16 protein-coding genes and 1 riboswitch are annotated in these 21,258 nt (G+C 61.6%); of the genes, 8 read left to right on the top strand and 8 right to left on the bottom strand.

The genetic code is table 11. The features are described from left to right. Nucleotides 1-169: 169 nt before the first annotated feature. Nucleotides 170-3,133, top strand: a complete 2,964-nt coding sequence (locus FP026_RS23800; protein WP_149637048.1) for a DNA translocase FtsK — start codon at nucleotides 170-172, stop codon at nucleotides 3,131-3,133. Between the two features lie 285 nt (nucleotides 3,134-3,418). Here the strand turns inward: FP026_RS23800 and FP026_RS23795 are convergent, their stop codons facing one another. From FP026_RS23795 to FP026_RS23780, 4 genes are all read right to left on the bottom strand, one after another. Beyond that, on the bottom strand, nucleotides 3,419-3,970 hold the full coding sequence (locus FP026_RS23795; RefSeq protein ID WP_149637047.1) for an MOSC domain-containing protein: 552 nt from the start codon (nucleotides 3,968-3,970) through the stop codon (nucleotides 3,419-3,421). 68 nt (nucleotides 3,971-4,038) lie between these two features. Continuing rightward, nucleotides 4,039-5,469: an FAD-binding oxidoreductase gene (locus tag FP026_RS23790; protein WP_149637046.1), complete on the bottom strand. Its 1,431-nt coding sequence runs from the start codon at nucleotides 5,467-5,469 to the stop codon at nucleotides 4,039-4,041. Between the two features lie 29 nt (nucleotides 5,470-5,498). Next, complete coding sequence (locus FP026_RS23785; RefSeq protein WP_149637045.1) at nucleotides 5,499-6,473, bottom strand: L-threonylcarbamoyladenylate synthase; 975 nt, start codon at nucleotides 6,471-6,473, stop codon at nucleotides 5,499-5,501. Between the two features lie 58 nt (nucleotides 6,474-6,531). After that, the gene (locus FP026_RS23780; protein ID WP_120663161.1) at nucleotides 6,532-7,149 is read right to left on the bottom strand and encodes a DUF6656 family protein; all 618 of its coding nucleotides are present in this window, start codon (nucleotides 7,147-7,149) and stop codon (nucleotides 6,532-6,534) included. A gap of 348 nt (nucleotides 7,150-7,497) precedes the next feature. Beyond that, nucleotides 7,498-7,701: riboswitch (cobalamin riboswitch) on the top strand. Nucleotides 7,702-7,798: 97 nt separating this feature from the next. On the opposite strand from FP026_RS23780, the gene FP026_RS23775 reads away from it, so the two are divergent. Both FP026_RS23775 and FP026_RS23770 read left to right on the top strand, forming a co-directional pair. Further along, nucleotides 7,799-9,043, top strand: a complete 1,245-nt coding sequence (locus tag FP026_RS23775) for an aromatic ring-hydroxylating oxygenase subunit alpha (protein ID WP_149637044.1) — start codon at nucleotides 7,799-7,801, stop codon at nucleotides 9,041-9,043. A 2-nt stretch (nucleotides 9,044-9,045) separates the two neighbouring features. Then, nucleotides 9,046-10,134, top strand: a complete 1,089-nt coding sequence (locus FP026_RS23770; RefSeq protein ID WP_149637043.1) for a hybrid-cluster NAD(P)-dependent oxidoreductase — start codon at nucleotides 9,046-9,048, stop codon at nucleotides 10,132-10,134. Between the two features lie 98 nt (nucleotides 10,135-10,232). Here FP026_RS23770 and FP026_RS23765 read toward each other — a convergent pair whose 3' ends face one another. After that, complete coding sequence (locus FP026_RS23765) at nucleotides 10,233-11,243, bottom strand: glycoside hydrolase family 25 protein (RefSeq protein ID WP_149637042.1); 1,011 nt, start codon at nucleotides 11,241-11,243, stop codon at nucleotides 10,233-10,235. Nucleotides 11,244-11,489: 246 nt separating this feature from the next. On the opposite strand from FP026_RS23765, the gene FP026_RS23760 reads away from it, so the two are divergent. Next, on the top strand, nucleotides 11,490-11,951 hold the full coding sequence (locus tag FP026_RS23760; RefSeq protein WP_149637041.1) for a BA14K family protein: 462 nt from the start codon (nucleotides 11,490-11,492) through the stop codon (nucleotides 11,949-11,951). 68 nt (nucleotides 11,952-12,019) lie between these two features. On the opposite strand, the gene FP026_RS23755 is transcribed toward FP026_RS23760, so the two are convergent. Then, a complete protein-coding gene (locus FP026_RS23755) occupies nucleotides 12,020-13,021 on the bottom strand; it encodes a transporter (RefSeq protein ID WP_149637040.1) in 1,002 nt (333 codons plus the stop codon). Nucleotides 13,022-13,308: 287 nt separating this feature from the next. Here FP026_RS23755 and FP026_RS23750 point away from each other — a divergent pair, with 287 nt between their 5' ends. Together FP026_RS23750 and FP026_RS23745 are read left to right on the top strand one after the other, a co-directional pair. Further along, complete coding sequence (locus FP026_RS23750; RefSeq protein ID WP_149637039.1) at nucleotides 13,309-15,087, top strand: acyl-CoA dehydrogenase; 1,779 nt, start codon at nucleotides 13,309-13,311, stop codon at nucleotides 15,085-15,087. Nucleotides 15,088-15,096: 9 nt separating this feature from the next. Continuing rightward, nucleotides 15,097-15,849 carry a crotonase/enoyl-CoA hydratase family protein gene (locus tag FP026_RS23745; protein WP_149637038.1) on the top strand — a complete coding sequence of 251 codons (753 nt, stop codon included), beginning with the start codon at nucleotides 15,097-15,099 and terminating at the stop codon, nucleotides 15,847-15,849. A 6-nt stretch (nucleotides 15,850-15,855) separates the two neighbouring features. Here the strand turns inward: FP026_RS23745 and FP026_RS23740 are convergent, their stop codons facing one another. Both FP026_RS23740 and FP026_RS23735 read right to left on the bottom strand, forming a co-directional pair. After that, nucleotides 15,856-17,106, bottom strand: coding sequence for a class I SAM-dependent RNA methyltransferase (locus FP026_RS23740; protein ID WP_149637037.1), 1,251 nt, complete (start codon nucleotides 17,104-17,106; stop codon nucleotides 15,856-15,858). Then, nucleotides 17,103-17,843 carry a TlyA family RNA methyltransferase gene (locus FP026_RS23735; RefSeq protein ID WP_149637036.1) on the bottom strand — a complete coding sequence of 247 codons (741 nt, stop codon included), beginning with the start codon at nucleotides 17,841-17,843 and terminating at the stop codon, nucleotides 17,103-17,105. The genes FP026_RS23740 and FP026_RS23735 overlap by 4 nt, the downstream gene beginning before the upstream one ends. 112 nt (nucleotides 17,844-17,955) lie before the next feature. Here FP026_RS23735 and FP026_RS23730 point away from each other — a divergent pair, with 112 nt between their 5' ends. Both FP026_RS23730 and FP026_RS23725 read left to right on the top strand, forming a co-directional pair. Then, nucleotides 17,956-18,963, top strand: a complete 1,008-nt coding sequence (locus tag FP026_RS23730) for a DUF4424 domain-containing protein (RefSeq protein ID WP_149637035.1) — start codon at nucleotides 17,956-17,958, stop codon at nucleotides 18,961-18,963. A gap of 258 nt (nucleotides 18,964-19,221) precedes the next feature. Then, on the top strand, nucleotides 19,222-21,168 hold the full coding sequence (locus tag FP026_RS23725) for a methyl-accepting chemotaxis protein (RefSeq protein WP_149637034.1): 1,947 nt from the start codon (nucleotides 19,222-19,224) through the stop codon (nucleotides 21,166-21,168). Nucleotides 21,169-21,258 lie beyond the last annotated feature (90 nt).

Genomic DNA, 21,258 nt, shown 5'->3' with positions numbered 1-21,258 from the left:
GAGGGACTGTCATGCCCTTGTTTCCGTGGGATTTCCGGGGATGCGCAGGGCCATTCGACGGGTGCGGGATGGCTGCTTTCCACAACGGCAAGAAGGAACTTATTAACCATCCTTGCCCTATTCGATTTGAGAAGCCAACGGCAATATCAATGACTGGGTTGCAGGTCTCATGCGTCTTTCCCGAACGACACTTTCCAATGCGTCTCAAGGCGTCCAGCCGGAGGGCGATCTCGACCCGGAGCAGGCGGCCGAAGAGGCGCGCCGGACTGAGCAGATCGCTGCTCGCCGCGCCTTCCTGGAAGAGAAGATTCGCAATGCCCGCGAAGCCAAGCGCAAGGCTGAAGAGCAGCGCCTCGCCGAGGAAAAGCGCCTTGCCGAAGAGGTGAGACGGCGAACCGCCGCGGCGCCGCCGCCGGTCGTGGAAGCGCTGCAGGCAGCCGCCGCTACGAGCGAGCAGCAAATGGCCGTTCTGCCACAGGGAATCTCCGCGGAAGATCTCGCATCGCCGGGTTGGCAGAACGCCTTCCTGATGGGCCCGAACGTGCGCTTCACCCGCACGCGCGAAAACGAAATCATCAGCCGTCGCCCGCCGGTCGAGCCGAAGGCCGAGGTTCGGCAACAGGTCTCCATACACGCTACCATGCGCGTGATGGAGCCGCCGGTCGTCGAGGCGGCTGCAACCCCGGCTGCAACCATCGTCGTTCCGCCCGCGCGACGGGACGAGTTCCATCTGCCACCGTTGGAGGACATGCCCTTTGCGGTGCAAAACTACATGCCGACAGTAATTCAGAATTCCCCGGCAACCGAGCCGGACGCATTGGAGATGACCGTTATCGCTACCGCATTTTCGAAAGCTCCCGCGATCGCGCTGGATGCTTTACCCGTACAGTCAAGTGTTCCCGAGTCCCTAGCCGCGCCTGTGGTCGAGTCGCGTCTTGTCCATCTTTCCGATTTTGCCTTCTGGGATGCGATGCCGTTCGACGGCGAGTTTGTCTCTGCCCTCAAGGGTGAACCGAAGCAGCCGGCAATGCCGCCCAAGCCGGAAGTCGATGCCGAATCGATCATTGCGAAGTTCCGGGTCGTCGAGTGCCGCCGCCCGATTGGCGCTGCCGAGCCTTCGGCGATGGTCGAAATCGTAGCTCCCGTCGAAACCGTTGCCAGCCTGCCGGAAGCAGATCTGAGCACGCCGGCCATGGACGAGCTTGCCGCACTTGAGGCTGCCGTTCTCGCCCCCATCGTCGAAGCGGCACCCGTCGTTGTCGAAGCATCTGCCGCCGAGCCGCAGACTGTGATGGCGCCGACCGAAACATTCACGCCGCCCGTTTTCGTAACCGCAGTTTATGGGTCGCAAGCCGCCCCGGTTATCGAATCCCGTCAGGCGCCTGTCATGGTCGTCGCGCCGATGCCGGCCAAGGTTGCAGCCTCTGTGCCTGCCGAGCCTGTTGGCAAGGCTACGCCGACCATTCCCGCTGTCGAAGCCGCAGCCCAGCGCCTGATCGATACGCCGCCGTCACGGGTCGTGCCACGCCGTCCTGCGTCGCTGACGCCGCCCGAGTGGCGGCCGATCGCTCCCAGCGTTGACGGCGAATACGAGCTTCCACCGCGCGAACTGCTGCAGGAACCAGCCATCCGCTCCGGCGTGATCATGACGCAGGAAACTCTGGAGCAGAATGCCGGCTTGCTGGAAAGCGTGCTCGAGGATTTCGGCGTCAAGGGCGAGATCATCCATGTTCGCCCCGGCCCGGTCGTCACGCTCTATGAATTCGAGCCGGCGCCTGGCGTCAAATCCTCGCGCGTCATCAACCTCGCAGACGATATCGCCCGTTCGATGTCGGCGCTCTCGGCCCGCGTTGCCGTCGTTCCCGGTCGTAACGTCATCGGCATCGAACTGCCGAACGTCAACCGCGAGACTGTCTACTTCCGCGAGATGATCGATTCGCCCGATTTCGAGAAGAGCGGCTACAAGCTGGCGCTCGGCCTCGGCAAGACGATCGGCGGCGAGCCTGTCATCGCCGAGCTCGCGAAGATGCCGCATCTGCTTGTTGCCGGCACCACCGGTTCGGGCAAGTCGGTCGCGATCAACACGATGATCCTGTCGCTGCTCTACCGCATGACGCCGGAACAGTGCCGCCTGATCATGGTCGATCCGAAGATGCTGGAACTGTCCGTCTACGACGGCATTCCGCACCTGCTGACCCCCGTCGTGACCGATCCGAAGAAGGCCGTCATGGCGCTGAAATGGGCGGTGCGCGAGATGGAGGATCGCTACAAGAAGATGTCGCGCCTCGGTGTGCGCAATATCGACGGCTACAACAGCCGCGTTGCCTCCGCCAAGGAAAAGGGCGAGACGATCCACGTCATGGTCCAGACCGGCTTCGACAAGGGCACCGGTGCCCCGATCGAAGAGCAACAGGAAATGGACCTGACGCCGATGCCCTATATCGTCGTCATCGTCGACGAAATGGCCGACCTGATGATGGTCGCCGGCAAGGAAATCGAAGGCGCAATCCAACGTCTGGCGCAGATGGCGCGTGCCGCCGGCATCCATCTAATCATGGCGACGCAGCGTCCCTCGGTCGACGTCATCACCGGCACGATCAAGGCGAACTTCCCGACCCGCATCTCCTTTCAGGTGACCTCGAAGATCGATAGCCGCACCATTCTCGGCGAGCAGGGTGCGGAACAGCTCCTCGGCCAGGGCGACATGCTGCATATGGCCGGTGGCGGCCGCATCTCCCGCGTTCACGGCCCCTTCGTTTCCGACGAGGAAGTCGAGAAGGTCGTGGCCCACCTGAAGCTGCAGGGCCGTCCGGAATATCTCGACACGGTCACCGCCGACGAGGACGAAGAAGACGAGGAAGAAGACACGGCCGTCTTCGACAAGGGGGCGATTGCCTCCGAAGACGGCGACGATCTCTACGAGCAGGCGATCAAGGTGGTCATGCGCGACAAGAAGTGCTCGACGTCCTATATCCAACGCCGCCTCGGCATCGGCTACAACCGCGCCGCCTCGCTCGTCGAGCGTATGGAAAAGGACGGTCTGGTCGGTCCCGCCAACCATGTCGGCAAACGCGAGATCATCACCGGCAACCGCAACGGCGGCGGTAATTCGGGCAATGATGATTTCGAGTGATATAGTTGGGGGATGACGCTGGCGGCGGTCGTCGCGGAGAGTGCGCACCCCCCTCTGTCCCTTTCGTGACATCTCCCCCACAAGGAGGAGATTGTTAGCCTGCAGCACTCTTTCGCCTCAAGCTGATACCGCGTCTGTTGAAATCGAAGTTTCTGTCTTAACGAGGGCGGGGCGTCAAACTCCCAACAATCTCCCCCCTTGTGGGGGAGATGTCACGACAGTGACAGAGGGGGGTATCAGACGCTTCGGCATACTCAAGGCCAATTTCTCTTCATACGGAGCACATCAAACCCGCTCGAGCTTCATGTGCGGCAGCGGCGGCAGCTCGACACGGATGGCATCGTCCGGTTGTACCCGGCCGCCCTGTACGACGATGCTCATGATCCCCGCCTTGCGGACCAAACCGCCATCGGCATCCTTGTCGAGCACGGCATGCAGCAGGCCCTTCTGGAAATTGTCGATCTGCTTGCAGGGATTGCGCAGGCCCGTCACCTCGACGATCGCTTCCTCGCCGATATGCAGGCGCGTGCCTTGGGGGAGGGACAGCAGGTCGATCCCTCTGGTCGCGATATTCTCTCCCATGTTGCCCGGAGCGACGGAGAATCCCTTTTCGCTGAGCTCGTCGAATAGCTCTTCGTGGATGATATGCACCTGGCGCAGATTGGGCTGGGTCGGATCGACGGCAACGCGGGAGCGATGCTTCACCGTCACCCCCATATGCGCATCACCTTCGATGCCGAGCCCCGTCAGCAGCTGAATGTAATCTTTGGTCTGCTTGCTGAACTCGTGCACGCCGCTGCTGCTGACTGATGTCACATATATGCGCTTGTCGCCCATACTGAATCCTTCCATAACAACCTAGATTCAGAGCGTGTCTCGCGACCGTTAAGGCCGCCGACCAACTCTCAGACCTTCAAGACCTTCCCCGGATTCATGATGCCGGCCGGGTCGAATGCCGCCTTGATCCGGCGCATCAGGTCCATTTCGATATCGGAACGGATCGTCGCCAATTCATCGCGCTTCAGCTGGCCGATACCGTGCTCGGCGGAGATCGAGCCGCCATGCTGCAGCACCAGCCCGTGCACGATCTTGTTGATCTCGCGCCAGCGGCCGATGAACTCCGCCTTGTCGGCGCCGACGGGCTGCGAGATGTTGTAGTGGATATTGCCGTCGCCCATGTGGCCGAAGGCGCAGACGCGCGCGCCCGGCATGGCGGCGACAACAGCCTTTTCGGCTTCCGCCATGAATTGCGGGATCTGCGCCACCGGCACGGAAACGTCGTGCTTGATCGAGCCACCTTCCGGCTTTTGCGCATCCGACATGCTTTCGCGCATGTGCCAGATGGCCTTCTGCTGGGCTTCCGAGCTGGCGATGGTCGCATCCTGGATGAGGCTGTCTTCGTAGCCCTTTTCCAGCAGCGTCGTCATCATCCGCTCGGCCGTTTCGGTCGAATCCGAGGTGGAGATGTCGATCAGCACATACCAGGGATGAGCTGTCTCCAGCGGATCGCGCACGCCCGGAATGTGCCGCGTGGTGAATTCCACGCCGATGCGAGGCATCAGCTCGAAACCGGTCAGTGCCGTGCCGCAGAGGCTGGAAGCGTTCTTGAACAGGGTCAGCGCATCATCGACCGATTGCAGGCCGGCAAAGGCGACCTGATGGCCGAGCGGCTGCGGAAAGAGCTTCAGCACCGCGCCGGTGATGACGCCGAGCGTGCCCTCCGCGCCGATGAAGAGGTCGCGGAGATCATAGCCGGTATTGTCCTTCTTCAGGCGGCGCAACCCGTTCCAGATCTCGCCGGTGGGCAGCACGACTTCGAGGCCGAGGCAGAGCTGGCGCATGTTGCCATAGGCAAGAACGGCCGTGCCGCCGGCATTGGTGGAAAGATTGCCGGCAATGCGGCAGGAGCCTTCCGAGCCGAGCGAAAGCGGAAACATGCGCCCATGCTCGGCCGCCGCCTTGTGAACATCCGCCAGAATGCAGCCGCCATCGACGATCATTGTATTGCCGACCGGATCGATATCGCGCACGCGGTTCATGCGCTCCAGCGATAGGATGATATCCGAGCCACCCTCGCGCGGGGTCTGTCCGCCGACAAGGCCGGTATTGCCGGTCTGAGGAACGATGGCCGCGCCGGTTTCGCTGGCAAGCTTGAGGATCGCCGAAACCTCTTCCACCGAACCGGGCTTCAGCAGCATGGGTGAGGCGCCATGATAGAGCCCACGGTTTTCCACGAGATGCGGCGCGATCTCCGCGGGATCCCGCACGGCATGTTTTTCACCGACGATCGCGGCGAAGCGGTCGAGGATGGCGGAAGAGGGGGCGGAGCTGCTCATGGCGTGTCCTTTGCCGAAAGATCAGGCGATTATTCTCTGGGAGCCGCTGCACGACGCAGCCGGTCGTTGATGGCCTCGCCGAGGCCCTCGTCGGGAATATGCGAGAAAGCAATTGTTGTCGCACCGGTGGCATCAGCGCGCTTCATGAAATCGAACAGGTTTGCGGCAGCTTCCGAAAGATCGCCGCTGGCGCTCAGATCCAGCACGGCAATAGCCTTTTCGATGCCGGGGATGTCAGGCGTCCCGAAGCGGATCAGCGCCTCGCTTGCGGAAACCTCCGTCGCGTCGAGCCGCACCGCCGCTCCCGGCGCGTAATGCGAGGCGAGCATTCCCGGCGCCTCGATGGCAGCCGAAGCTTTCTTCTTGCGCTTCAGTGCCTTGCCGGTTACCCGCTCGATCTCGCTGGCGGCCAGGCCGCCCGGCCGCAAGAGGCGCATCTCGCCATCCTCGACCTTGACGATGGTCGACTCGACGCCGACGATCGAAGCCCCGGCATCGAGAATAAGAGTAATCCGCTCCCCAAGGTCGTCACTAACATGGTCGGCGCTCGTGGCGCTGATCTTGCCTGACGTATTGGCGCTCGGCGCGGCAAGCGGACGGTCGAAGGCGCGGATCAGATCGCCGGCAAAGCCCTGGGGCACGCGGATGCCGACCGTATCGAGGCCGGCGGTCGCCAGCGGATGGATGCCGCTATCGGGCTTCAGCGGCAGCACCAGCGTCAGCGGGCCGGGCCAGAAGGCTTCCGCCAGCTTGCGCGAGATAGGATCGAAGACCGCGTAGCGCTCGGCCATGGCGAGATCGCTCATATGGCAGATCAGCGGATTGAAGCGCGGACGGCCCTTCGTCTCGTAGATCCGGGTAATGGCGGCCGGATTGGTGGCGTCGGCCGCAAGGCCGTAGACCGTCTCCGTCGGCAGCCCGATCGGCAGCCCTTCGGCAAGGGTTGCCGTTGCGACCTCTATAGCCGTTTGCGGATGTTCGAGAATATCTATGTGTCGTGCCATGGCCTGCCTGCTTGCAGTTCAGGCCGTTCTTATGCTCTTCGAGTTTTCGGATCAATCGTCAAAGCTGGCGAATGATGTCGCGAAGCTGCTCGTTGCGCGCCCCGAGGAGAAGAACGTTGCGGATGGCGATCTGCGGATCGTGCGTGTGGAACAGCACGCCATTGCCGCGAATGTCGCGATTGATCGTCAGCTTCTTGTCTTCCGCTTGCCTGTCCGGATGGATGGCGACGGCGAAATACATCCGCGAATATTTCAGACTGATGTCTTCGAAGAAGTTCTCTTCCTGGCCGATGCGGGCAAAGAAGTTGGCGATGTAGAAGGCCCAGTTCACTTCCTCATATCGCGCGAACTGGGTCCGCGCGGCGGTAACGTGACAATAGCCGAGATGCGGTGTGTCCTTCAGCGTGTGATGAAAGATGAGTTTCGGAAAGCGGATGGACTTGTGGAAATTGTTGAGCCGGTCATGGGTCTTTTCGCCGGCGTCCCTGAGCTTCAGCGCCGTGCGTTCGGCCACCTGTTCATGGGTGAGGTATTCCCGCTCTTCCGCCAGCCAATGCGGCCTGTTGCGGTTGATGCGGCCGGTCCGCAGGAATTCGCTGTAGCCCGTCGTCGATACCGCTGGCGCCGGTTCGGGCTCGGCGGGCTTCCCAGCGTCGAAATATCTGAGTTTGGCCATGCCGGATCTCGCTATAAAACTCTTCAGACGACATGATGGATCACGGAGCTTGAGCCGAGCTTAATCGCGCCGGACCGAAGGCTCCCTATGGCGGCTCGCTGGCGCTCTGCGCCGCCCAATCATTCCCCTGATTATCGGTCGTTCGCGGACCTGTCGCAATCAGGATAAAGCGTCATTGGTGGAATACGAATGCGATGCGTGGGCCATTTCTCATGCAAGCGCCTAAGCGATTGAATCGTATTTCTATATTGTCCCGATATACAACCGTCCCATCGTCCGGTTTCGCCTGTCGTCAATTTCGAAGCCGATGTCGCATTGCAGCGCAGCAGCCGATCGGGCCGAGCGATATGATGACATCAATCTCAAGGTGCCGTCTGCTAGGGAGACGGAGAATTGGGAAGCCGGTCAAAATCCGGCGCTGCCCCCGCAACGGTGGTGGAGTGAGGCATGGCGAATAAAGCCACTGGGTCGATCGACCTGGGAAGGTGCCATGGGGCTCTGGAAACAGGGCCGCTCCAGAGCCCGGAAACCAGCCTTGGGCACATATGGTTTACTGACCGCGGCGGGCGGTCGGGACATTGCTTTCGGCTGTCTTCAACCAGCCATGCATGTCCTTCGCCCGTTTCCTGGTACTGCGAAGGATAGGCAAATGGATATCGGCAGCAAAGTTCTGCGGCAATTGAAGAACCACCGGACGGGTTTGAGTCTGGAGCAACCATTCTATACCGATCCGGATTACTTCAAGCTCGATATGGAGACGATCTACTATCGCGACTGGTTGTTCATCGGCCATGATTGCGAAGTGCTGCGCGCGGGCAATTATTTCACCGTCCAGATCGGCGATTATCCCGTCGTGATCGTCCGCGGCCGCGATCAGGTCATCCGCGCTTTCCACAACAGCTGTCGCCATCGCGGCTCGCGCGTCTGCACCACCGAGCGCGGGTCTTCGGCGAAGCTCGTCTGCCCCTATCACCAGTGGACCTACGAGCTCGACGGCTCGCTGCTCTTCGCCCGCCAGATGGCCGAGGATTTCGACAAGAGCCAGCACTCGCTGAAGCCGGTTCATTGCGAAAGCGTCGGCGGCTACATCTTCATCTGCCTGGCGCAGAACGCTCCGGATTTCGCGCCGGTTCGCGCGACGATCGAGCCCTATATGGCACCGCACCGCATCAGCGAAGCCAAGGTCGCCTTCCAGAGCACCATCATCGAAAAGGGCAACTGGAAGCTCGTCTGGGAAAACAACCGCGAATGCTACCATTGCGCGGCCAATCACCCCGAACTTTGCCGCACTTTCCCCGAAGCGCCGACCGTCACTGGCGTACAGGGCGCGATGAACGACCCTGTCATTACCGAGCACTGGCAGCGCTGCGAAGCGGCCGGCCTGCCGAGCGAGTTCAAGATCTCGCCGGATGGCCAGTTCCGTACTGCGCGCATGCCGCTGATCGAAGGCGCCGAGAGCTACACCATGTCCGGCCAGAATGCCGTCAGGCGGCCGCTTTCGCCCGATGTGACGATCAATGGCATCGGCACCATGCTGCTATTCCATTACCCGACGACATGGAACCACATCCTCGGCGACCATGCGATTTCCTTCCGTGTCCTGCCGATCAGCGCCGAGGAAACCGCCGTCACCACGAAGTGGCTCGTCCACAAGGATGCCGTCGAGGGCGTCGACTACAATCTGGAAGAGCTGACCCACGTCTGGACCGAAACCAACGATCAGGATCGCCGCATCGTCGAGGAAAATGCCTTCGGCATCCGCTCGCCGGCCTATGAGCCCGGTCCCTATTCGGAAATCCATGAAGGCGGCGTCATGCAGTTCGTCGAATGGTACACGACGTTCATGATCAACCGGCTGCAGGGTGACCAGGCCAAGCTGTCGGCGGTTGCCTGAGCATGAACATGGCCGTCTCCCTTCCGCACCGCCACCTCGACCAGATGCAGCCCTGGAGCGACAGGCAGCATATGCTCGAATGCCTCTCGGCAACGCCCGAAGCGCCCGACGTGATGACCTTCACGTTCCGCTCCGACAAGGACAACTGGTTCCGCTACCTGCCGGGCCAGTTCGTGACGCTCGAGCTGCCGACGGCTCCGGAGCCGGTCATGCGCACCTATACGCTGTCGTCGACGCCGTCGCGGCCCTTCTCGGTCGCCGTGACGGTGAAGGCGCAGAAGGACAGCATCGGCACGCGCTGGATGTTCGAGAACCTGAAGCCGGGCATGCGCATCAAGGCTTTCGGCCCGATCGGCGATTTCAGCCATATCCGTCATCCCGGCGAGAAATACCTCTTCATCTCCGCCGGCTCCGGCATCACGCCGATGATGTCAATGACCCGCTACATGTCCGATACCGCACCGCTGTCGGATATCACCTTCGTCAATTGCTCGCGCGGCCCGGCCGACATCATCTTCCGGTCCGAGCTCGAATATCTCGCCCGTTTTATGCCGAACCTCAATCTCGGCTTCATCGTCGAGGGCTGCGGCCGTACCGATCTCTGGTCGGGATTGAAGGGCCGCATCGACAAGGCGAAGATCGGCCTGCTGGCGCCCGATTTCATGGACCGGACCATCTTCTGCTGCGGCCCGGAAGTCTTCATGGATGCCGTGCGCTCCATGCTGGAGGCGCATGGTTTTGACATGTCGCGCTACCATCAGGAAAGCTTCCAGCCGGCCAATGCCGCAACGCCGCTTGCGGAGGTTTCCGATGATGCATCGGGCGAGGCCGCGACAACGATCCGCTTCACCATGGCCGGCAAGGACGTCGTCTGTGCGGCGGGACAGACCGTGCTTCAGGCGGCGCGCGGCGCCGGCGTGCGCATCGGAGCAGCCTGCGAATCGGGGCTCTGCGGCACATGCCGGGTGTTGAAGCTTTCGGGCGAAGTCGAGATGAGCCACAATGGCGGTATCCTCGATGACGAGATCGAAGAGGGCTATATCCTCGCCTGCTGTTCGCGTCCGAAGACGGACGTCCAGGTCGAGGCCTAGAGCAATTCCCGGAAAAGTGCGAAGCGGTTTTCCGACCGGATTTGCGTAACAACAAAAGGCTAGAGCGTTTTCGCGATTCGAAGAAAAGCTGAACCGCTCTAGAAATCCTGATAGTTCAGCTCGTTGATCTCGACCGGTTTCGACTGCGGGTTTGACGCCGTGACGACCGGATCGACGTCGACTACGAGTGAAACAAGCGTCTGCCGCGGCCCGCTACACATCTGTGCAAGCGCGATCGTCAAGTCCGGTGCAGGCAGCGGCTTGGCCGGCAGCAGATCGCCCTGCGGCCAGACCCTGGCGAGCTGAACCTTCGTCATCGGGACGACATTGACGTCGATATCGGTCAACGTGCCCGGAACGCGATAGGGACAGCTCTTTTCCGAGCAATTGTCCGAAGAAGCGAACTGCCAGATGGCATAGCTATCCCAGTTGCCGAGTGGGAAGGCGCCTTTTACATCGGGCTTATAGCGTGCATACCACAAGGGCAGCCGCGACAGCAGCGGATAGGTGCCCCGGTGATCGGCGATATAACGCGCCGTATTGTGATTGACGTAGAGAATGGGGTATCGCCCGGTTCTGACCTTGATGTGGGCGACGAAGATCTGCGCATCGTCGAGCGACATGAATTGCGCCGCGTCGATGCCGTCGATGTCGAGCACCATGAGTTCGTCGAGCTGTGGATCGGCATAATCGAGAAAATGATTGGCCTGGTCGATCGGATTGCCGGGCCGCCCCAGATGATAGGCGCCCCATAACAGGCCATTCGCCTTTGCCAGCATGCGGCGGGTCTGGAACAGCTCGCGGCTGACAGCATATTTGCGCCACATCGTCCTGCAATGGGCCACCGTATCGCCGCCGTGGTCGCCGGTGCAACTGAAGCTTTCAGGCAATCCATCCGACGCCTTGGAGATGAAGCCTGCGATGCGCTTATCCTGCAGAAACGCGTTCCAGTCGATGGTGTTCAGCTCGTAAGCATCGACGATAAGGGCGTTTTTCGGATCGGTCCAGGGCGGGCTTTCACCGGCCGAAGGCTTGGAGACCGGCCCCATCAGGGTCAGGATCGTCAGCAAGCTGAAAATGAGGAGGTTACTCTTTCGGTATCCTTTCATGAAATAATAGTAAGGATTGCTGGTTAATCTTGGGTTAAGAAAGAAATCACTATAAATTCATCGTGGAGCCCCGCATAACTCCTTAAATTGGTAGGGATTTGAGGAACGAAATAACGCGCTGCCGCGTTTCTTGCCGTGTACTCGGATATGCGACGAAGCAGGCGTCGAAACCTTGCTCGGGAAGCATTCCCGACATGAAACGCTGTAGGCTTGAGTATCAAGTCAAACCAGGGAATGGAGATGAAAATGCTTGGTTTCCGTGCAAAAATCGCGACAGTCGCCTTAACGGCCGCCGTCGCCCTGACGAGCTTCACACCGTCTTTTGCCGTGCAGATGCCCGCCGCGCCGGCTGTACCCGTAGAAAAGTCCGCGCTTGGCAACGTCGAACAGGTTCAATGGCGCCATTACGGCGGCTACTATCGTCGTGGCTGGTATGGAGGCTATCGCGGCTACTCAGGCTATCGTCGCGGCTATCGTTATCACGACGGCTATTGGTTCCCGCTGGCCGCCTTCGGCGCAGGCGCGCTTATCGGCGGTGCGATCGCCAGCCAGCCGCGGTACTATGAGCCGGCTCCGGCCCCGAGCGCCGGCATCAATCCGCGTCACGTTGGTTGGTGCGAATCGCGCTATCGCTCCTACCGTGCTTACGACAACACATTCCAGCCGAACTACGGTCCGCGCCGCCAGTGCTATTCGCCGTATTTCTAAGCGGCGGTTCCAGAATTGCCGATACCAGCCGTCCGGTCCCTTCCGGACGGCTTTTCCATGTCTCATCCTTAGAGAATGTTGACCCGCTTGAGCAGCCACCATGCCAGCAGCATGGAGGCGACGATGAAGCCGACGGCATATTCCGTACCACCCGCGCCGCCGGAAAGCGGCAGGTTCGAGGTGTTCATGCCGAAGAAGCCGGTTACCAGCGTCGGCGGCAGCAGAAACGCGGTCATGATCGACAGGATGTAGAGATGGCGGTTGATCTCGGACCCGAGCTTCGAGTCGATTTCTTCATGCAGCAGCCTGGCTCGTTCCTGCAATGCATAGACATCGTGCTCGACAGCTTCCAGCCGACCTGTCAAACGCCCGGCGACGTCCTCGAAACCCAGCGGCATTTCCTCGTCGTCGGAGGCGGCCGCATGGCGCATCAGCGACAGCACCGTGCGCAGATGCCGGTGCAGTCGCACGATCGTCCGCCGCACGGGCGGCAGCCGCGCGCGTTCGTCGCGTGACGTATTTCCATGGACGAAGTCTTCGATGAGGTTGAGCTCTTCGCTGATCTCGATGACGACCGAAATCAGGGTGCGCTGGAATTCGACGACCAGCAGCTCGAAAATATCGAGGGGACGCGAAAACCTCGTAGCATTCTTGTCGATCAGCATTCGCGCCCGATCCAGGCTACGAAGCGGCTGCAGCCGGCTGGTGATGAGCATGCGGTCGGTCACGGCGAAATGCAGCCAGCCGATGTCGTGAGTGTCTCTGGCAAAGTCGCGCTGAAAATCGACCAGCGTGCCAAAGAGCATCTGTTCGTCGACGGTGACTGTTGCATGCGTCTCGTGGCTTGTCAGCGCTATGCGGGCGGCTTCGTTCAGGCCCGGTGCATCCTCCAGAAAAGCCGGAACGCGCGCATCGACGAGATTGAGATGCAGCCACAGGAAGCCGTCGTCGCTAAAGAGCGTTGAACGATCGGTATCGTCGGGCAGCCGCTCCGGCCTGGCTTCGCCTGGGCGGAGACGATAAGCCCAGATGAAGCCGGGTATCGTGTTGACTGACGTGATCGTGTTCATGGCTGTGTCATTCGGGTTTCTGAACAGTTGCCTTAGTCTTCGTTCATGACGATTGTTTATGCAAGTCCGTGCTTTGGTAGAATAATCGTGGCTGCGGGCGGCGATGTCACAGCCGCACGGCGCGCGCAAGACGTATAGGAGCTCAAGGTTCGCGAGAGGGTGGAAATCAACATCTTTGCCGCCTCGCTAAAATTGACGTTTACGTAAAAATAAACTAGCTATGACCACAGATGAGCAATGATCCGGGTGAGGCGGATGATTGCCGGCACCAATGCGGAGGAAGCAGCATGTACAAGGCGCCAGTCGAAGAAATCGCATTCACGCTGAAGCATGTCGCGGGCATGGAGCGCGCGATGGACGAAGGCATCCTTGGCGATCTGAGCGCCGATGTCGTCGATGCCATCCTGTCGGAAGCCGGTCGTTTTGCCGGCGAGGAGATGGAGCCGCTTGCCGAGATCGGCGACAAGCAGGGTGCGAAACTGGTCGATGGCAAGGTGGTGCTTCCCGATGGCTGGGAGAAGCTCTATCGCGATTGGATCGCCGGCGGCTGGAACGGCTTGACCGCGCCCGAGCAATTCGGCGGGCAGGGCCTGCCGCATATGCTGAATGTCGCGACGCTGGAAATGTGGAACTCGGCTTCCATGGCGTTCGGTCTGGCGCCGACACTCACCATGGGCGCGGTCGAGGCGCTGATTGCCCATGGCAGCGACGACCTCAAGAGAAAATACCTGGAAAAGCTCGTATCCGGGCAATGGTCCGGCACGATGAACTTGACCGAGCCGCATGCCGGCTCCGATGTCGGGGCGCTGCGCACCCGCGCCGAACGCCGCGACGACGGCACCTACCGTCTCTTCGGCCAGAAGATCTTCATCACCTGGGGCGATCACGAGGCGGCGGAGAACATTGTCCATTTCGTTCTCGCCCGTCTTCCCGATGCGCCTGCCGGCACACGCGGCATTTCGCTGTTCCTCGTGCCGAAATTCCTTGTCAACGACGATGGCTCGCTCGGCGCCCGCAATGACTATTTCGCCCATTCGCTCGAGCATAAACTCGGTATCCACGGTTCGCCGACCTGCACGATGATCTATGGCGATGGCAAATACGGGTTGGAAAAGGGCGCGGTTGCCTGGCTCGTCGGCGAGGAGAACAAGGGCCTCGCCTGCATGTTCACGATGATGAACAATGCCCGTCTTGCCGTCGGCATCCAGGGTGTCGCGATTGCCGAGGCCGCGACCCAGAAGGCCATTGCCTATGCCCGGGAGCGCACGCAGGGCCGCGCGCCCGGTACGACATCGTCGGGCATGAGCCCGATCATCGAGCATCCCGATGTCGCGCGTATGCTGCTGACGATGAAGGCGCTGACTCAAGGCTCGCGCGCCATCTGCTACGCCTGTGCCGAGGCCATCGACATGTCGCACCGCGATCAGCAGAAGGCCCGCTTCTGGCAGGAACGTGCCGCATTGCTGACGCCGATCGCCAAGTCCTTCTCCACCGATGCCGGCGTCGATGTCGCCTCGCTCGGCATCCAGGTCCATGGCGGCATGGGCTTCATCGAAGAGACCGGGGCTGCACGCCTGCTTCGCGATGCGCGCATCGCGCCGATCTACGAGGGTACGAACGGCATCCAGGCGATCGATCTGGTGACGCGCAAGCTGACGATCGCCAACGGCGACCATGTGCGCGGTTTGATTGGTGAACTGCGCGAGATCGCCGATACGGTCGCCAAGTCCAATCTCGAGGGTTTCGGCCAAACGGCGTCGCGGCTGCAGGCGGCCATTGCCGATTTGGAAAAGGCGAGCGATTGGTTGTTGTCGAAACAGGCCGAGGGCGCCGTTGTTGAGGCCCTGGCGGGCGCCACGCCTTACCAGCGGCTCTTTGGCCTTGTGCTGACCGGAAGCTATCTGGCCAAGGGAGGCCTCGCCGATGCAGGCGATGGCGAGGGCGGTAAGCGCATTGCGCTTTGCCGCTTCGCCGCCGAGAATCTTTTGGCTGAAACCGCCGCCCTTGCCGACCGTGTTATTGCCGGAGCCGGCAGCCTTGAAGCCGCTCGCATCGCGCTTGCCTAAGGACATATGATGACCGACCATATCCTCATCGAACGCCCTGAGACCGCGCCGCAGGTCCAGGTCATCCGGTTCAACCGACCGGAAAAGAAGAATGCCATCACCCGCGCCATGTATCAGACCATGACCGATGCGCTGAAAGCGGCGGAGGACACGCCGGATATCCGCGTTCATGCCTTCCTCGGCACGGAAGGCTGCTTTTCGGCCGGTAACGATCTGGCCGATTTCCTCGCCTTCGCCATGAGTGGCAATATGGGGCGCGAAGTGATTGATTTTCTCGTTGCGCTGGCGAGCACAAGGAAGCCCGTCGTCTCCGGCGTCGACGGGCTGGCGATCGGTATCGGCACCACGATCCATCTGCATTGCGACTTGACGATTGCCTCCGACCGCAGCCTGTTCAAGACACCCTTCGTCGATCTTGCGCTGGTTCCCGAAGCCGCCTCGAGCCTGCTTGCCCCGCGCGTCATGGGCCATCAGCGCGCCTTTGCCCTGCTCGCCCTCGGCGAAGGCTTCTCCGCTGCCGAAGCAAAGGAAGCCGGCCTCATCTGGAAAGTGACGTCACCGGACGCGGTGGAGGCCGAAACGCTGTCGCTGGCCGCCAAGCTCGCCGCCAAGCCGCCCGAAGCGCTGCGGATCGCCCGCGATCTGATGCGTGGGTCGCCGGATACCGTCCTCGACCGAATCCAGAAAGAAGCCGAGCATTTCGCCGCCCAACTGAAAAGCGCCGAGGCCCGCGTGGCTTTCGAGGCTTTCATGAAGCGCTGAAGAGAATTATTTCTCCAGCGCCGCAACCACCTCGACATGCGAGGTCCACAGGAACTGGTCTATCGGTGTCACCCGCGTAATGCGGTAGCCGCCTTCGACCAACAGGGCCAGATCGCGGGCGAGCGTCAGGGGATTGCAAGAGACGGCGACGATTTTCTTGACTTGGGAGCGGGCAAGCTCCTTGCACTGGAATTCCGCGCCGGCGCGCGGCGGGTCGAAGACGACGGCGTCGTAGACTTTCAGTTCCTGCGTCATTAAAGGCCGGCGGAAGAGGTCGCGGCGTTCGACGGAGACGGGCTTCAGCCCCTGTGTCGTGCGTGCGGCCTGGTCCAGTGCCGCGAGCGGCTTTTCCTCGCTCTCCACCGCATGCACTCGCCCGATCCGCGCCAGGCGAAGCGAGAAGGTGCCGCTGCCGGCAAAGAGGTCGGCGATGCGTTTTGCCTTACCGATATGGGTTGAGACCAACTCGGCCATGGCGTCCTCGGCCTGCTTGGTCGCCTGCGTGAAGGCGCCCGGCGGCGGCGAGACCGGCACGCCGCCGAAATCGATGATCGGCTTCACCGGTTCTACCAGGATCTCGCCGTTCAGCGAAAGGCGCGCGATGCCGCGAAGCGACAGCACGGTTTCGATCGTGCTGCGGCGCTGCTTGTCCGAAAGCGATTTGATGCCGTCGACGGCAAGGTCGAGGCCGGGCTGCGTCTCCAAAACGGAAATGCGGAAGGCTTCGGCATTGATGGCGATTGCCGCGGCGATCGTCTTGATCGCCGGCAGACGGGCCATGATGCCGGCCGAAGCGATGGGACATTCCTCGATGGCGACGATGTGGTGGCTTTCGGCCTGGTTGAAGCCGATCAGCATGTCCTTTTCGGTCTTGCGCGCGGCGAAGACAACCCGGCGCCGCTCGCCAGGATGCGCGGCGACGATATCGTCCACTTCGGGCGTCAAGCCTTTCGAGCGCAGTGCATCGACGACGAGCTGGCGCTTGAAGGCGCGATAGGGGGCATCGGCATAGTGCTGCAGGGTGCAGCCGCCGCAGGCGCCGTTGACGCCGTGCGGGCCGAAGTGCCGACAGTGCGGCTCCTGCCGGTCGGGCGAGGCCGACGCGATCGACATCAAAGTGCCCTGGCTCTTGACCCGCGCGATGGCAACGCTTTCGCCTGGCAACGTGAACGGCACGTAGATCGGGCCGTCGGCGCCCTGCGCGATGCCGTCGCCCTGGGCGCCGAGCTTCTGGATGGTAACGGTTTCGGTGCTCATGGCTTGATCCCTGCGAGAAGAAATTCCTGGTTGCCGTCGCCGCCTGCGATGGGCGAGGCGATGAGGCCGAGGCTTTGCCAGCCCATGTCTTCGGTAAACCAGCGTTCGAGTTCCGCGGCAACCGCCGGAGCGGAGGCGGGGTCCTTCAGGAGGCCGGCCTTGCCGATCGCATCGCGACCCGCCTCGAATTGCGGCTTTACGAGCAGGGCTGCCCGCGCGCCGGATTCGGCAAGCGCCAGCGCCGGCGCGAGAGCCAGCTTCAACGAAATGAAGGAGACATCGGAAACGACGAAGGAGAAAGGCTCGCCTATATCCTCCGCAGTCAGGTTGCGCGCGTTCAGACCCTCGATATTGGTCACGCGCGGATCGGCGGCTATGCGCGGATGCATCTGGTCATGACCGACATCGATCGCCGTGACATGGGCGGCACCTCGCTGCAGCAGCACTTCGGTAAAGCCTCCGGTCGATGCGCCGACATCGAGACAATGCTGCCCTTGCGGATCGAGACCGAAATGGTCGAGTGCCGCCACCAGCTTCAATGCGGCGCGCGAGACGTATTCCTGCGCGGGATCATCGATGCTGATATCGGCGCCTTCGGTAAACAGCGCGCCCGGCTTCGTCACGATCCTGCCGTTCACGGTCACCGTGCCGCGCTGGATCGCATCGCGCGCCCGCGATCGGCTGGCAAAGAGCGAGAGGGTGACGAGGAGCTGGTCGAGGCGTTGCGGTTCGGACATGGGCTGTCCATGCCGGGCAATGGGCCATGTTGCAAGCCTTTTATGCTGATATCGGCGTTGACGCCGGATCGCAACCGGCCATAATCGCCGCAATCAACGGGCGAGGGGCATCATGCGAAAGATCGGTTGCTATGCGGCGCTAATGGCAATGTTCGCCGTTCCGGCTATGGCAAATGACACGATGGCCGAGTTGAGGACGGGCGGTCTCGCCTATGTCCGCACCGGCGATATCAGCATGGCGCAGGAAAAGCTGTTCATTTCGGCGGAACAGGTCCGCGTCGATTACATCTTCGAAAACACCTCCGACAAGGATGTCGAAAGCGTCGTCGCTTTCCCGATGCCCGATATCAAAGGCGACGTAGACAGCATGGTCGATGCCGGCAATGTCGATTCCGATAATTTCCTGGGTTTCACCATCACGCAGGATGGCAAGGCCATCGCGCCGACCCTGCAGCAGCACGTATCGGTAGCCGGGGTCGACATGACGGATGAGTTGAACGCTCGCGGCGTCCCGCTGCTGCCGCTGAGCAAGGCGGCTGCAGATGCCGTCGCCAAGCTGCCCGCCGATGTGCTCGATGATTGGACGGCCCGCGGCCTGATCGCCGATGACGAATACGACACTGACGGTCAGGGCATGAAGCATCACCCAACGCCAATGTGGACGCTGCACACCACCTATTGGTGGCGCACGAAGTTTCCGGCCAAGGCGAAGATCGTGGTCGAGCATCGCTACAAGCCGAGCGTCGGCGGCACCGTGGCCATCACCTTCGCCGGCGAGGAAGACTATCAGAAGCAGCAGCTGCAGGCCTATCGCGCCAAGTACTGTCTCGATGAACCCTTCCTGAAGACGGCGTCCAAGCTTGCCGCCGCGGTCGACAAGGGCGGGCGCGGCTATACCGAAAGCTGGATCTCCTATGTGCTGACGACGGGCGCCAACTGGTCCGGTCCGATCAAGCATTTCGAGCTGACGGTCGATAAGGGCAGCCCAGACAACTACATCAGCTTCTGCGGCAAGGACGTGAAAAAGACCGGCGCGACCACCTTCCAGATGACGGCGCAAGATTTCTATCCCGAACACGATCTGGATATTCTCATTCTCGCTGCCGTGCCGCAGAATTAGAGCGGTCGGAAGAAGGAACGCACCACCGGTCGGCTGCATTTCAATGCAGTTGCGCGTAATTAAATAAATTTAAAGTACGAGCCTCTACTGATGCCTGTGATTACGGTGATCGTTTTGAGATCATCGCCTGCCATGAAGGCTTCGCGCGTCTGCGTCCCAATCATGCCACTCCCTGAATTCTTCGAGCATCCGCCGCGTTCCCTCCCAATCGCGGCCTAATGACGCTCGCCAGGACCGGCGCTCAGGAGGCGCTCGCCCATGTTTGCGAAAAAACTCTCGCTGAATGGCAAGCTTGCCATCACGTTCACGGCGTTGATCGCCATCTTCGCCTGCGTTTCCGCATTCGTCTATTCCAAGGAAGAAGTGTCGGCCGGTGCCGCCGCCGAGCAAACCAAGTCGCAGCAGCTCGTCAGCCTGATCGACGATTCCCTGCAGGCGATGCTGGAACAGGCGGTCAATCTGCGCGGCTTCCTGCTGCTGCACAGCGAAAGCACCTACGGCGATATTTTCAACAATCGCGAACGCATGTTGAAAAGCATCGCCGCCGCCAAGCAGGTCGCCGCCGATTCCCCGGATCTGCTGCAGGCCATCGACAACATGCAGAAAGCCGCCGATCTCTATTTCCATCAGCTCGCAGAGCCGCAGGCCAAGGCTCGCAAGGAAACCGAGATGCCACTCGACCAGATCGTCAAGATCGGGCAGAACGAAACCAAAGGCCAGCTCGATGGCTTCCGTGACGCTGCCGCCAAGATCAAGCAGGCCGCCCGCGCCAAGGCGAGCGATCTGGCAGCCATGCAGGACGACGCTAACGGCGATCTGCGCCTGACGCTTATCGTCGGCGGCATCTTCGCGTCGCTGGCTGCCGCTGTTCTCGCCTGGCTGCTCTCGCGCCTCATCGTGCGCCCGATCGTCGGCATGACCGCTGCGATGGGCCGACTGGCGAATGGCGAGCATGATGTCGAAGTCCCGGCCGTCGGCCGCGGCGACGAAGTCGGCCGCATGGCCGATGCCGTCCTGGTCTTCAAGCAGGCGGGGATCGAGAAACTGCGCCTCGCCGGCGAGACCGAGCGCATGCGTGGCGATGCCGAGCGCGAGCGTCAGATGAACGACGAGCAGAAGGCGCGTGAAGAGGGCGAAATCCGCTTTGCCATGGAAGCGCTCGCGGACGGCCTCTCCGCCCTGTCTTCCGGCAATGTCGCGACCCGCCTGCGCAATAGTTTTGCGCCGCAGTTCGACAGCGTCCGCAACGACTTCAACAATGCGGTGGAAAAGCTGGAAGCCGCTCTGCAGTCCGTCGGCCGCAATGCTTCCGCCATCAATGCCGGCGCCGACGAGATCCGCTCGGCCGCCGACGATCTGGCGCAGCGCACCGAACAGCAGGCCGCCGCGGTCGAGGAAACAGCTGCCGCATTGGAGCAGGTCACCATAACGGTCCGCGACTCGGCCAAGCGTGCCGAAGATGTCGGCCATCTCGTCGAGCGCGCCCGCCTCGGCGCGGAACGCTCCGGCGAAGTGGTGCGCAATGCCGTCTCGGCCATGCACCAGATCGAAAAGTCCTCGGGCGAGATCAGCAACATTATCAGCGTCATCGACGACATCGCCTTCCAGACCAACCTCCTGGCACTCAATGCCGGTGTCGAGGCCGCCCGCGCCGGCGAGGCCGGCAAGGGCTTCGCAGTCGTTGCCCAGGAAGTGCGCGAGCTCGCCCAGCGCTCCGCCAATGCCGCCAAGGAGATCAAGTCGCTGATCACGACTTCAAGCGATCAGGTCAACACCGGCGTCTCGCTCGTTGGCGAAACCGGAAAGGCCCTCCAGTTGATCGTCTCTGAAGTGCAGGAGATCAACCGCCATGTCGGTGCGATCGTCATGGCGACCCGCGAGCAGTCGACCGGCCTGCAGGAGATCAACACGGCCGTCAACAACATGGATCAGGGCACGCAGAAGAATGCCGCCATGGTCGAGGAGCAGACGGCCGCAAGCCATGCGCTCGCCCGCGAAGCCGCGGCACTCAACGAGCTGCTGCAGCAGTTCCGCCTCGGCGATGCCGTGCAGGCCATATCCGCGCGTCCGGTCGTGGCGACAGCACGTTCGAGGCCGGCCGCATCTCCGGCCCGCGCTCTTGGGCGCACCGTCGCCAAGGCTTTCGGCGGGAAGGCAACGGCGACGACCGCTGCCGCCGTCCGCGACGATTGGGAGGAGTTCTGATTTAGTAACCCTCCCCTTGATGGGGAGGGTAATCGCATATGAGGCGGATAAGCACCGGAAACCCCTTCTCCTCAGCGGGGAGAAGGGGGA

Source organism: Martinezella tropici (genome assembly GCF_008370325.1).
Taxonomy (GTDB): domain Bacteria; phylum Pseudomonadota; class Alphaproteobacteria; order Rhizobiales; family Rhizobiaceae; genus Rhizobium; species Rhizobium tropici_B.
This window is presented reverse-complemented; position numbering and strand designations above follow the sequence as displayed.